This window comes from Sphingobacterium sp. UBA7631 (assembly GCF_002483935.1).
GTDB classification, from domain to species: Bacteria; Bacteroidota; Bacteroidia; order Sphingobacteriales; family Sphingobacteriaceae; genus Sphingobacterium; species Sphingobacterium multivorum.
In genome coordinates this window covers 1,401,128-1,414,938 of sequence record NZ_DLIX01000010.1, presented here as the reverse complement: position 1 = coordinate 1,414,938, position 13,811 = coordinate 1,401,128, and the positions used below count along the sequence as shown (strand labels likewise).

At 39.0% G+C, this 13,811-nt stretch carries 14 protein-coding genes; 5 read left to right on the top strand and 9 right to left on the bottom strand.

All coding sequences use genetic code 11. The features are described from left to right. Positions 1-807, bottom strand: an 807-nt coding sequence (locus B3P16_RS22440) for an IS256 family transposase (RefSeq protein WP_286844401.1), incomplete at its 3' end; no start/stop codon positions are given. 138 nt (positions 808-945) lie between these two features. Continuing rightward, a complete protein-coding gene (locus tag B3P16_RS22435; RefSeq protein WP_204990756.1) occupies positions 946-2,055 on the bottom strand; it encodes a glutaminyl-peptide cyclotransferase in 1,110 nt (369 codons plus the stop codon). Between the two features lie 199 nt (positions 2,056-2,254). On the opposite strand from B3P16_RS22435, the gene B3P16_RS22430 reads away from it, so the two are divergent. Beyond that, positions 2,255-3,019, top strand: a complete 765-nt coding sequence (locus tag B3P16_RS22430) for a DUF72 domain-containing protein (RefSeq protein ID WP_286844399.1) — start codon at positions 2,255-2,257, stop codon at positions 3,017-3,019. Positions 3,020-3,032: 13 nt separating this feature from the next. Here B3P16_RS22430 and B3P16_RS22425 read toward each other — a convergent pair whose 3' ends face one another. The 7 genes from B3P16_RS22425 to B3P16_RS22395 form a co-directional block, all read right to left on the bottom strand. Then, entirely contained in the window at positions 3,033-3,365 is a 333-nt protein-coding gene (locus B3P16_RS22425; protein ID WP_112374357.1) for a hypothetical protein, read from the bottom strand. 11 nt (positions 3,366-3,376) lie between these two features. Then, a complete protein-coding gene (locus B3P16_RS22420) occupies positions 3,377-3,697 on the bottom strand; it encodes a hypothetical protein (protein ID WP_070569365.1) in 321 nt (106 codons plus the stop codon). Positions 3,698-3,729: 32 nt separating this feature from the next. After that, a complete protein-coding gene (locus B3P16_RS22415) occupies positions 3,730-4,044 on the bottom strand; it encodes a hypothetical protein (RefSeq protein ID WP_286844398.1) in 315 nt (104 codons plus the stop codon). 331 nt (positions 4,045-4,375) lie between these two features. Beyond that, a complete protein-coding gene (locus tag B3P16_RS22410) occupies positions 4,376-4,786 on the bottom strand; it encodes an L-dopachrome tautomerase-related protein (RefSeq protein WP_286844396.1) in 411 nt (136 codons plus the stop codon). 2 nt (positions 4,787-4,788) lie between these two features. Beyond that, positions 4,789-5,433: an L-dopachrome tautomerase-related protein gene (locus B3P16_RS22405; RefSeq protein ID WP_286844394.1), complete on the bottom strand. Its 645-nt coding sequence runs from the start codon at positions 5,431-5,433 to the stop codon at positions 4,789-4,791. A gap of 316 nt (positions 5,434-5,749) precedes the next feature. Then, positions 5,750-6,403, bottom strand: a complete 654-nt coding sequence (locus B3P16_RS22400) for an alpha/beta fold hydrolase (protein ID WP_286844393.1) — start codon at positions 6,401-6,403, stop codon at positions 5,750-5,752. A 163-nt stretch (positions 6,404-6,566) separates the two neighbouring features. Beyond that, positions 6,567-7,631: an NADH:flavin oxidoreductase gene (locus B3P16_RS22395; RefSeq protein WP_286844391.1), complete on the bottom strand. Its 1,065-nt coding sequence runs from the start codon at positions 7,629-7,631 to the stop codon at positions 6,567-6,569. 112 nt (positions 7,632-7,743) lie between these two features. Between B3P16_RS22395 and B3P16_RS22390 the strand changes: the two genes are divergently transcribed. The 4 genes from B3P16_RS22390 to B3P16_RS22375 all read left to right on the top strand — a co-directional run bounded on the left by B3P16_RS22390 (position 7,744) and on the right by B3P16_RS22375 (position 13,799). After that, a complete protein-coding gene (locus B3P16_RS22390; RefSeq protein ID WP_201639446.1) occupies positions 7,744-8,091 on the top strand; it encodes a winged helix-turn-helix transcriptional regulator in 348 nt (115 codons plus the stop codon). Between the two features lie 175 nt (positions 8,092-8,266). Continuing rightward, entirely contained in the window at positions 8,267-8,860 is a 594-nt protein-coding gene (locus tag B3P16_RS22385; RefSeq protein ID WP_112374354.1) for an RNA polymerase sigma factor, read from the top strand. A 96-nt stretch (positions 8,861-8,956) separates the two neighbouring features. Further along, positions 8,957-10,096: a FecR family protein gene (locus B3P16_RS22380; protein WP_286844389.1), complete on the top strand. Its 1,140-nt coding sequence runs from the start codon at positions 8,957-8,959 to the stop codon at positions 10,094-10,096. 94 nt (positions 10,097-10,190) lie between these two features. Further along, complete coding sequence (locus B3P16_RS22375) at positions 10,191-13,799, top strand: SusC/RagA family TonB-linked outer membrane protein (protein WP_286844387.1); 3,609 nt, start codon at positions 10,191-10,193, stop codon at positions 13,797-13,799. The last annotated feature ends 12 nt before the right edge of the window (positions 13,800-13,811 follow it).

Genomic DNA, 13,811 nt, shown 5'->3' with positions numbered 1-13,811 from the left:
GCGCATACTTGTTCTGATCTGGTGAACAATACACAACTGGATCTTTGTTTTTGGAAAAATAGCTTCTATGGCCTCTGGAAACCCTTTTAGACCATCAATACAAGCAATAAGAATGTCTTCAACGCCACGTTGCTTTAGATCTGTAAGAACTGAAAGCCAGAACTTAGCTCCCTCATTTTCTGAGCTATAAAGACCGATCAGATCTTTTCTACCATCCATACCAACTCCCAGGATATTATAGATAGCCCTCGATTCAACAGTTCCATTCTGGCGAACTTTGATGTGCATACAGTCTAGGAATACAAAGGGATAAACAGCTTCAAGAGGCCTGCTACGCCACTCATTTACCGCTGGAAGCACACTTTCTGTAATACGCGATATTTCTGTGGCAGAGATCTCCATTGCATACATTTCGCGTATAAACTCGCTTATCGCCCGTGTGCTCATTCCTTTGGCATACATGCTCAACACATGTCCCTCAAGCTGTTCAGTGATGATTAATTGTCTCTTAGGTACTACTTTAGGCTCGAACGTTCCCGATCTATCCCGGCCCGTCTCCAGCTCAAAAGTTCCGGTATTGAGACCTCGGACTGTCTTTTTTGTCTTGCCATTTCGACGATTGCTATTGCCCGAAGCTTTCTCTTCGTTCAAGTGGTTTTCCAGTTCTCCATCCATCATCGATTCCAACAGATGCTTCATTAACGGCGCTAGGACGCCATCATTGGGAGACAAACTTTTACCTTCGTAAAGACCTTGCATAGCTTCTGCCTTGAAGCGTTCAAAGTCGAATGGGTCTTTTTCTTTCATGACCGTGTCGTTTGAATAATTGAATATAAATAATCTTATTGAATTATTCCTCTGACACAGTTCAGGTTACAGTCTCCAAAAATAGTGCGATTTGGTTCTTTCCGGAACAGCATGTTGTTTTTTTTGATGGAGATAAAGCTATTCTGTTAGCTTTATCTCGAACATTTTATCCCAGTTTTTACCGGTAACAAAGAAGGTGTTTGATCTTTTATTGTAAGCGATACCATTTAATACATCTAAATCCACATGCTGTGTTACATGCTCACGTAATTTGGATAGATCGACTAAAGCCTCCACTGTACCTGTTTTAGGGTCTATTCGTCCAATGACATCCTCCATAAAGAAATTTGCATAGATTTTCCCTTTTACCCATTCCATTTCATTGATTTGATCCACCATGGCCGTGTTCGTTGCTGCGCGGATATAATCCACTTTTGAGAAATCATTTGGATTAAGTGTATAGATATAATCAGAACCATTCGACATGAATAAGTTTTTACCGTCAGAAGTTAAGCCCCAACCTTCCATTGGCTGAAAGTAAGGAAGTGTCTTAATAACAGAAAGACTGTTTATATCGTAGAGGTAGGCTAGATTGTTTTTATAGGTTAATTGATATAATTTTCCATTTAGGACGGTAGCACCTTCGCCAAAAATTGAATCATCCAATTCATTTTTTTTGATGGGCTGACCCGTTTTAGGATTAACAATACGGATACTCGATTTCCCCTTATTTCCACTTGGACCAACCCCATTCCCAGTACTTTCGATCAAATTATCACCGTAAAACTCCAGTCCTTGTGTGAAAGCTTTGGCATCATGTGGATAAATATTCACAATGCTATAACTTAGCAAAAGCGGAGGGTTAGAGGCGAATAGATCGATGTTGACCGAATTTTCTTCTCGCTTTCCATTACTAAATACGACAGCTTTAATAATTTGCTTACCAAATTTCTCCTGTTTTAATGAATAATTGAAGGGCTCATTTCCGACGACCTGGCCAATCTTTTTATCGTTTATAGCGTAAATAACAGAGTCTATTTTGGATGTGTTTTTGCTATACATCTTTAATATCAGATCCTCACCCCGCGTATAGTGCTGTTTAATATTGTCAAAGGTAAATGTCGGATTTTCATCAGCATGTTCGGACTGGGAACTTAAAGTTGTATTGGTATTGTTGCTTTTATTTCCGGTACAACTGCCCAAAATGGCGCCAATAATGAAACAAATGAGGTACGATTTTTTTTGCATTGATATAGTGTGCTTGATTAATTATCCACTAATAAACTAGAAAACAAGTTGCTTAAAAATAGCTGTTGCTGTACTACTTGTTTCTCAAACTTAGATAAATTGTTTTTTATATGCAATTCAATTGCAGACCAATACAAAGGATAATTAGTCTATGAAAGAAAAAATGAACCATTGCATGCTGCTCGATTGTTATAAGGGTATGGAAAAATCATATTTTACTGGAACGAGCGGTATCCTTTTACCTTACAAGAATAAAAGTTATTATCCTGAGGAGTTACAGGATAAAAGTCGATTGGCTGTATACAGTTTACTATTTAACTCATTGGAAGTAAACAGTTCTTTTTATAAAATTCCCAGAGAAGAAACAGTCAGAAGATGGTCCGAAGAGACGACCGATGATTTTCGTTTCACCTTTAAACTATGGAAGGGAATTACGCATCAAAAAGAACTTAAGTTTGATCCACAGGATGTCGCTAGATTTCTATCTGTTATTGACGCTATCGGCCAAAAGAAAGGGTGCTTGCTCATACAATTACCACCATCTTTTAAATTTGCTTCTATTGGAATGCTTGTTGAACTGCTGGATTTTATTGCCCAGGATAAGAGAAGTGAAAAATGGCAGGTATGTGTAGAATTTAGGGACCTTTCCTGGTATAGAGAAGAAACTTTCGAACTTTTAAAATCCTATGAAATGCATCTGGTTATTCATGATAAGGATATGCAAGGTATGCGTCTTCAATATGCGGATGCAAAGATAATCTATATGCGCTTTCATGGCCCAAATGGTGACTATAAGGGAAGCTATCCGGACAGCCTATTGTTGGAATACAGTACCTATATTAACGAATGGATTGCAGCGGGAAAAGAAGTCTATACTTATTTTAATAATACAATAGGAGCGGCACTTCCTAATCTAAAGACATTAGCCTCGTATATCACTGCGAACAAAATATTTCCTGCTTAAAAGGTGTCTTTTTTTAAAGTACACTGCCACGGATATATTCATTTCCCATATAGCCGTCCCAGCCTTCATGTTCACGCATAATCCGCTGATAAGCAGTGGTCAATGCTTGAGTTTTCGTAAATAAGGGAATACCTCTCCGGATACAGTCGTGATCAGCGTAAGTCCCAGCATTATCGTGCCATTGTAGCCAAGCAAGTAATTCTTGTCTTTTCATCAGCATTAATCTATCGAATAGTGTCTTATCTTTTAAGTTCATGAGCTGATAACGCCAATCTGTGCGATGCGATTCCATAGCTAGAATTTTTGGAAGCTGATGCGCTATGATCTGTTTAATAAAAGACTCCATAATCTGAAATTTTAGTTGTTAAAGATGAGTTGTGCGTGTGTATTCGAAAAGGCATTGTATCTTCTTTTCATGTGGATGCGCAGGATTTCTTTATGGATATACGCGACAGCCTTTAATTTGGAAAGCTGCTGCACGCCATTTTCAATACATTTACGATCGGTATAGTTTCCTTTTGGATCATGCCATTGTAGCCAATCAAGGAGTATTTCTCTTTCTAGATTCTCGAGTCTCTGATGTAAGCCGATTAATTCACTTTCCCGGAGTTGTTCGCGCCAGTCAGACCAGATCGGACCTGACACCATCCCTCGCTTCTCTTTGAATTTATTTTCCATATTTTACGTCGAATTTGAAGATCTAAAATTTGTTAGATGACTAGCTTACTGATAATAGCATTGCCAAGTTTACTTTTCATAAATAACTCAATTTGTTTCAGCAATTCTGGATTTACTTCGGGGACTCTTTCTAAATCTCGTATAAACCACTTCTGAATGACAGGTGTTTGTTTGGAACGTTGGTCAAATTTAACCACTTCAGCCCGTGATGATTTTCCAGCCGGATCGTAGTATGACCATAGTACAATGAAAATCGTATTTGGATCCTCATCGGAATAGGGGGTATGAAAGCGAACGATGTCACCTACGTGTAAATCCTTATTGTCATATGCTGCGCTGTGTTCCATAAAAGCATTGTCTAAAACTGATATTCAAATATACTAAAAATATTAGTATAAAAAAGTTTTTGCTAAAAATTTTATACTTCATCTAACAGGCTGTTGTTTTTTTATAGTTGGAGGCATGTCTTAGTGATTTGTGCTTTTACTTCGATTTTATTGTTTTTATGAATCTGAATTTCAGTTCCTTTTCTTGTGGGTAGAAAAGATGGACAAATATAAAGGGGAACTATTCGAAGGGAATTTTGTGAAGGCTGCGCATAGAATAATATCTAGGTGAAAAGTAGATGTGTCAGCGCGAGTTTTATGCTTAAGAATTTCACTTGTTGTAACATTTTTTTCAAAATTTCGGTAATTTGACCTTAAAGACATAATATGGCAACTCTACCTTGTCAGCTCCCTTATTCCATTGCGGGTCTTTAAAGAGCTGTGCACAAGAGAAATAGAGGTATCCATCTCCGCTGATACCCATAGAATCGGGCCATAGTATTCGGGAGTCCCTTACCAGGGTATTCACATTTCCCTCAGGATTTAAATATTTAATACTATAATCTATTGACGATGTGAGATAAATATTTCCATCAATGTCTGCTAGTAAGCCATGCGTGATTCCGACTTCTCCTTTGTCTTCCACTTTTGCCTCCAATTCTTGATCCGTCAGCCCTGCGTCGGCTAAAAATTCTGTTGCAATACAGTACAAATGGGTCTGATTGATCGCTTTGAAATATAAATATTTAAAGTCGTGACTCAATGCTATGCCTTCACGTTGGAAGAAAAAGGCTTTCCATTTTCACTACGCATTTCAATACCATTATAGCTTAATAATACATCAGGATCAGCCAGCGTAAAACGGCTTCCAGTTAAAGCCTTTCTAGTCAGTCCAGTTTTAAGGTCTAAAATAATGATGGCCGCTTGGCCGGGATCGGAGAGATAGGCTAAATTTCGCTTGTGATCAATACGCATATCATTTAGACCTGATTTGGTTTTATCAAGGTCGTCGAAACGATAAATATGTTCAATTTGATTTGTATTTGTATTGATTTTTAATAATTTAAACTGGCCTTGATTTGATTTTTCATCTTTGCCAAAAATTGATCCAGCAGCAGATGGTTTAGAATCCAATACCCAGAGATTGTCCTCGGTATCGACAAATATATCCTGAACATTTACAAAGTGGGAATTCTCTTTTCCTTCTAAATTCCATTCTTCATTTGGATAAGGAACAGGTTTTCCATTGATGATTTCAGTAAGTGCATACTGATAATTTTTAGCTTGTTTTGGGAAGGAAACAAATAATCGATTGTTGGAGCTAGCGCTCACACCGATCGGACGGTACGGGCCTAAAGCTGCTGCGACCTCCAATTTCGGGGCTGTAGTATCATTAACTTGTGCCAGCATAGTGAGAAAAAAGATGTGACAGAATAAAAAACTTAATATGAGCCGTGTTCGCATATTCTTGTTATAATTTAACCTTACTATATTACTTTGGACTGGTCCCATTAAGCAATAAACAGCGATTTTTTAGTTACGTAGAGACCGCGCTCTCATAGAAGAACCTTCTATTCTCAATTATTGTTTGTCCTTTTCTTCAAATAATACTTTTTTGCACTGCTCAGCATATCGTGTGTTTCATGTCGATACGAATCCGCTTGGATTTAATTTTCTGAGCGACTAGAAAAGTTGGGATTGGTCTCGGTGATTAAAAGGAGGTGATTTACAAGCAGATTTCTTGCAAGAGCTTTTCAATTTCCTGGGCATGGGTGACCGTCATAAAATGTCCCGCACCCCTAATGATAAAGTTGGGCTTTACATTTTTGATGGGGATAATATGATCTCTACTACCATGTATATGAATTAAATTGTCCGGAACCGAATTGTTTTTCCATTGCAGAATTTGATGTATTGCCCAGTTCATAAAGATGGGGTCTGTATCGTATAAAATCTGTTTTAGCAAGCGGGAATCTTCTTTGTTACGTATGCCAAAAAAGTAATCTGATAGAAAACAATGGAACTTTAGTAACGGACTAGGAACCAGTTTGTTGATTTTGAGTCTGCCTGCTAAGCGATACAGTTTGGGTAATTCATGCCGTCCTTTGGCTGAAGCAAGCAGAATAATTTGTTTTGTTTCGATAATCTTGGCAATTTCTATTGCAAGCATTCCTCCAAAGGAAAGCCCAACGAGGATGGGGTTCTTTGCAGTAATTTTAGTCGATATTCTTTTTGCATAAATAGACAGTGGTTCATTGGGGCTTGGTGTAATCCAATCTAGATAGGTTAGATCAAGCGAGCCAAAGTCTATTTTGCTGAATACACGTTGATCTACACCCAATCCGCTGATGACATATATTTTGGTTGCGGTGATTTTCATTTAATCAAGTGTCTGTATCCATTTGCGGAGACAAGGTGCTGAATTATCGCTACAAAACAGGGGCAAAAATTGATTCGAAAATCAATTTTTGCCCCTGTTTATACTATTGAATAACGTAAATATTAAATAACGTAATTTTAATCCACCTAATCGCTCGAGCTTACTAAGATAAGCTCGCCAAACTCTTCGCTTCAAAAGTCGATAATTCGTTGTATTTTTCGGCTTGCACTTTTTTCACCCAATTCGGATCTTGCAAGATCGCCCTGCCTACAGCTACAAGGTCAAAATCGCCACGTTCGTAACGATGAACCAGTTCATCCAGTGAAGCGGGAGAGGACTTGAACTCCGAATTTGTAAATACATCGCCAAAATCTTTGTCAAGACCTACGGATCCAACCGTGATTGTGGGTTGTCCTGAAATTTTTTTGAGCCATCCAGCGAAATTTAAGTCGCTACCTTCAAATTCCGGCTCCCAATAACGACGTTGGCTTCCATGAAAAATGTCGACACCGGCATCTGTCAATGGTAGGATCCAGTCTTCCATCGCTGCGGGGGTGGGAGCAAGCTTGGCTGTGTAGTCTTGCTGCTTCCATTGTGATAGACGTAGAATGATTACAAAATCAGGTCCAACCGCTTTTCGCATTGCTTTGACGACCTCAACCGCAAATTTAGAGCGCTCCTTAATTGTTTTTCCACCAAATTCGTCTGTTCTGTGGTTCATTCCTTCCCAGAAAAATTGGTCGATCAGATAGCCATGGGCGCCATGGATTTCAAAAGCATCAAAACCGAGGTCTTTTGCAGATTTAGCAGCGTCAGCGTAAGCTTGTATCGTGGCCTCTATATCCGCTAATGTCATTGTATCTGGGCTTTCAAACGCAGCGGGCGGAGTCCATTGCATAGGAGTATAACCAACATGCCATAGTTGAGGGGCTATTTTTCCGCCTTTTTCGTGCACTGCATCCACGATATTTTTCCAGCCGGCCAGTGCTTGGTCACCGTAAAAGTTTGGGATATCCTTTAAATTCTTTGATGAAGGTCGTTCGATAACGGTACCTTCCGTCAAAATTAAACCGACATCTCCCGCGGCACGACGCTCGTAATATCCCGCTACAGCGCTGTCGGGAATTCCATCCGTCGAAAATGCTCTCGTCATTGGCGCCATTACAAAGCGGTTTTTGAGTGTTAGATTTTTGTACTCAAATGGATTAAAAAGTGTTTGTATGCTCATTTTTCTCGTTTTAAATCGTGAATCTTCACAAATATATTTTAAATAGTATATATTTGTAACTATTATTAGTATAAACTAGTTACCTTCGCGTAACTATTTTGAATATATTCAAATGAAAAGGACTGAATTTAAAAGTTGTTCCTGTGCCATGCAGCGTTCCATGGCAATTTTAGGTACCCGGTGGAAGCCTGTGATTATCTATACTTTGCGCGATCGAAAAGCCCGATTTGGTCAATTGGATGCGCTCATCGAACATATTTCTCGAAAGGTTTTGACCAGTTCATTAAAAGAATTGGAAGAGGATGGCGTTATTTTGAGAGAAGAGTACAAGGAGCTCCCACCACGCGTAGAGTACTCTTTGACAGAAAAGGGCAAGGCTTTAATACCTATTATGTGCCAATTGGCAAAATGGAATGAAGCCTACTATGAAGAGTCTGTATCACCAGAATTGATCGCGTAGAAATTATAATCTAAATACATCGATCTTGCTTCGCTTTTACGCTATCGCTGCCGAATGGAATAGTATTGTGTCAACCGGTTTGGCCTGTCCGTTTTCTATTGCTTGCCAGCGCGGGACTGTTGATCACAATAAATGAAATTTTCATATTTATTTAAAATTTAAGTAATATTGAATTGTGAAAAACAAGGTAAACCAAGAATTTAGCAAGCAAGATTTTTTAAAATCTTTTCGGGAGGGCAGAAGGGATGGTTTACAGTTTCTGTACAAAACTTTCTATAGTCCAATGTGCTATTTTTTAGAAAAGATGAATCTTGATAAAGGTACCATCGAAGAAATCGTGCAGGATGTATTCTTAAAGCTTTGGGAGCGCCGGATAGATTTTGATCATGTTGAATCAATCCGAGGTTTTCTCTACACAAGTTGTAGAAACGCCGCTTTAAACAGGATCCAACAAGAAAATAGAATTCAACAAAAAACCAATTTTTATACGTCACAGGTCGATCTGGTCGATTTACCGATCAGCCATCAAATGATCTATTTGGAGACGCTTCGAACGATCCATGATGCCATTGATACCCTGCCTGAGCAATGTAAGCAAGTGATGCGTAAGTTGATTGTTGAAGATTTAAGCCCACAGGAAGCAGCGATCTCCTTAGGACTAACCACTAGTACGATTTACAATCAAAAGAAAAGGGGAATTGAACTTTTGAGATTAAGACTCAAGCCTGACCAGTTTTTTTGCCTACTTTTGCTTTTACTCTATTATTAGAAAATTTATACTTCTGATACATAGGTTTTTGTGAAAATATCTACCACCTCTTTAGAGAAACGAAATCAAAATATTGTTTTAAGTATATAGAGCAATATGGAGCAAATACCCCAACATATCATTTATTTACTGAGCAAATCCAAGCTGGAAGGATTGCGCGATGACGAAAAATTACAGTTGGACTTATGGCGGTCCGAAACTGATGCAAATAAGGGGCTATGTGATCTGATTGACAACAAAGATCAAATGCAAGCGGATTTAGACGGGATAGCCCGTTATGATTGGGAGGAATCATTTGCCCTCTTTGAACAAGATTACCTCAATACCTCATACACTAAACCTTTTTATAAACGTATGTTGTCCTATGGTATCGCCGCGGCGTTGATTGGATTACTCGTGTTGTTTTTTATACATAATCTTTCGGATACGGTCTATCAGGAGACTCCGGATAAAGATATTCAACCCGCTCAAATGACAGGGGTAGTACGTCTAGGAAATGGAAATTCAATTTCGATGGCTCCAGCAGATACTTTATTATCGTTTGTATCACCCGTTAAAAATAAAGCGGCACAAGTGAATAATTTATTCGCTGCGACACCCAAGGGTGGGAAAATGACCATGCTATTACCTGATGGAACCAAAGTATGGATGAATGCCAAAACGCAGTTGGATTATTATGAAGTAGATAGTATGCGGGAGGTTCGTTTGGTGGGGGAGGCTTATTTTGAAGTTGCCAAAAAATATTTACCATGGGAAGGTGAGGTTCCAAAACTGAAACCTTTCGTGGTACAAGCAGGGAAGATCAATATCTCCGTATTGGGGACACATTTTTATGTGAAATCAACCAAGAATATAGAAGACTTTAAAACGACATTATACGAAGGTAAAGTTAGGGTTCGACAGGGCGACAGGCAGATTATACTGTTGCCAGGGGAAGAATCGTATATCAAACTCGGTCAAATTGAACGACGAATAATTGATCTTGACGCGCGCAATGCATTGAAAGACGGATATTTCGTGTTCAATTCGGAGACTTTAGGGGGTATTATGGATGAGTTAGCGTCTTGGTATAATGTAGATGTCGTCTATCTCGATAACCAAATAAAATCGGAAAAATTTGAAGCGATGTTGTCTCGTAACAGCAGTCTGAAAGATATCATCAACGTACTGGAGAGTACCGGGAAAATTAAGTTTAAATTTAAAGGAAAGACCATTTATGTAGACAAAACAACCTAAATGAAAAGACGAAACCCTAAACGCTTGCAACATTTAGGGCTTCAGATCAAGTAATTCTAACTGTAACAGAATTTTAATTCTTAACCTAAAACAAATGTATAAAAATTATGCACAACTTGGTCGTGCCCTATACGATCAAACGCAACAAATGAAAAACAGCGATCGCCCAGATATTTGGGGTAGGCCGCAATGGAGGGGAAACATTATGCGCATATCGCTTACAACCATACTAATGTCTTGTTGTCTGCTTCATGTTGGAGCTAAAACGTATGGACAGGACGTATCGATACAGGAGAAATCAGTGTCGTTGAGAAAGGTTTTTTCAGAGATCAATAAGCAGACTGGCTATTCTTATGTATGGGCGGCCACAACTATTGATCCAGATACAAAGGTTAACTTAACCGTTAAAAAAGAATCGTTGGGAAATGCTCTTGGGAAGTTATTGGACGATTTGGATCTCGATTTTGAGATCAAGGGGAAGATTATTGTCGTACACGAAAAATCTCAACAGACTCAACGATCGATCACTAATCAGTTAATGACGGTAAAAGGTTTTATTGTCGATTATAACAACAGACCACTTCAAGGTGCAACGATTCGTGTAAAAGGTGTTCCAAAAGGAACCGTTACAGATCAGCATGGTCATTTTGAAATTAATGGCGTTAGTTTAAATAGCTTTTTGGACATTACCATGGTCGGATTTGCTCCACTTACGATTGCAGCTAAGTCCGATTTGGCTACGATTACCTTAAGAGCCTTGGATGAGCAATTGCAGGAAGTGAACATTACGGTCAATACAGGATACCAAAAAATAAGCAAAGAAAGAGCAGCAGGCTCAATTGCTCAGGTGACAGCCAAAGACATGGAAGGACGGCTTCAACCTAATTTATTGGACCGGATCGATGGATTGTTGCCCGGGCTAAATTTGGTGCGAAATACTTCAAGTCCACAGAATTCGAAAAATAACCTGGGTATCGAGGTTCGTGGACGCTCCACCATCAACGCACAGGCTGCTCCGCTAATCGTTGTTGACGGTATGCCTTTTGAAGGTGACTTAACAGCTATTAATCCCAATGATATTGCTTCCATAACCGTTTTGAAAGATGCTTCGGCAGCCTCCATTTATGGCGTTCGTTCCTCTAACGGTGTTATTGTTATTGCGACAAAAATAGGCTCCACAGGCAAAACAAAGATTGATTATAGCAATACGCTTTCTTTTAGAGGACTTCCAAGCCGTAGCTACCTCAATCAGATGAGTAGCGCTGAACTGGTCAACTTTCAAAAGGAAATGTTTAATTACCGTTCGGGAGATTATGCAGTTATTGACCCGAGAAAAGCGATGAACGACGTTTATCGAATTTTGTACGATCGCAAAGGTGGAGTAATTTCGGAAGAAGAGATGGAAAAGCGGCTGGATGTATATCGAAATCGTGATCGCTTTAGTCAAATGGATAAATTTCTGAATACGACCCGATTCGATCAGCAGCATAATCTCGCTATTTCGGGCGGATCCGATCGTTATACATACCATTATTCCCTCAATTATACGCAGCCGGGAGATTACAATAAGGGACGGGCGACAAACAAGGAGCTGGGATTTAGTCTGAAAAATAATTTTAAGTTTACCGACTGGTTTAGTTTACGCGCAAATGTATTGGGGAAAAACCAAAATAGAGAGGGTGATATTGGCTTCAATTTCTACGATAACTATATGGGAGGCAAAGCATCCTATTATCTGCTTGAAAATGAGGATGGTTCTCCAGCGCAATGGTATAGTTCAAAATCTCAGTTTGAGATTGATCGCTTGAATGCGCTGGGACTGGAAGATGAGATCTACATTCCTTTAAAGCATGTAGCAGCGATCCACGAAAAGTTCTATAATAAATACCTTAACTTAAATTTTGCTGCAAATTTTAAGATTATCAAAGGACTGGACTTCGATCTGTCCTATCAAAGTGAACGGACCGAAGGGTATAATGGCACATTGAATAGGAAAAATGCCCAATCGGTTGTAGGTATGGTGAATGACGCTACCCAAATCGGAAAGGACGGGGCAATCAAGCGCAATATTCCGCAAGGGGGACAATTTGCTGAACAACGTAATGATGTCAATAGCTATACCTTACGTGGCCAATTTAATTATCAAAATAATATTCAGGGAAAACATGAAATTGTCGCAATCGCCGGTGCTGAACGTAGACAGATCAATAACCGATATACGAATATTTACAAGTATGGTTACGATGAAAATAGCCTAGTCTTCAAAGGAATTAATGAAGAGCTTTTTGGTATTCAGATCCAAAACACACAGGCGCTTTTTAATAGCTATACTATTTCGAAAAAAGAGACTGGATTTAAGGATCTAGTCGATAGATTTGTTTCCTTCTATGCCAATGGATCTTATACCTATGATCGTAAGTTGACTTTGAGTGGAAGCATCCGGATGGATCAATCTAATTTGTTTGGAACAAATATCAAAAATCAATACAAACCTCTTTGGTCCATAGGCGCTTTATATCATCTGCCAAGAATTGATTGGGAACCATTAGATCGTTGGTCGGTACGTGCGACTTATGGTGTAAATGGAAATGTCCCAAAGGATAATGGACCATATTTGATTTCGAGGGTGAATAACAATCTGAACTACTTTAACGGTGAAATGCAAGCCTACATTGATTCTCCGCCTAATCCATTGTTGCGATGGGAGCGAACAAAAGTATTCAATGTTGGTTTTGATTTCTCACTATTTAAAGATAGACTTACAGCTACTCTTGATATCTACAATAAGAAAACTTCTGATTTATTGGGGAATACGCCGTTGGATCCAACTTTGGGATGGGATATGGTGTTGCTTAATTATGCTGATATGCAGAATAGCGGGATCGAGTTGGGGCTGAATGGTAAGGTGATTCAACGTGAAAACTTCAGCTGGAACAGCACAGTGAATTTTAGTTACAACAAAAATAAGATTACCAATCTATATGTTGAACAGAATACCCCATACTATTACTATTATGCTCCCCAAAATCGGGTTGGAATCCCAATGGGTAGTTTATATAGCATAGATTATGCGGGATTAAATGATAAGGGACGACCTTTGGCACGAAAGGCTGATGGTAGTCTGGTCGAGACCACGCAAAAATTGACTGTCGATGATTTAATCTATGAAGGTACGACAGTACCTCCCTACACTGTTTCTTTCAGAAATGGATTTAAGTATAAAGATTTGACGCTTTCCTTTATGTTTATTTTCAATGGTGGCCATGTGATGCGGGGAGTTCATCCAGAGTTCTTGAGTAAATACGCGGAGCTTAACTACAATAATAACTTCGACAAATTATGGTTGAACTATTGGAAGAACCCAGGTGATGAAAGTAACCCTGATATTGCTCCCGCATTTGTTTCTGCTGCTTCAGGCAATATTTCCGATATTTTCAATGCTGCACATAAATTTGTTCAGAAGGCTGACTATATTAAATTGCGCGATATTTCATTATCCTACAACCTTCCTGCACAATGGATTGCACCGACAAATCTTTCTTATGTGCGTCTAACAGGACAGGTATTGAATGCATGGCGTTGGGTCGCTAACAAGGATAATCTTGATCCCGAGGTTTGGGCTGGGTATAGTACGGTAACGAGTTCAAGTAGAGGGATACAAGCACCAATAATTTACAATTTAGGTGTATCTGTAGGATTTTAATAAGAAAATATC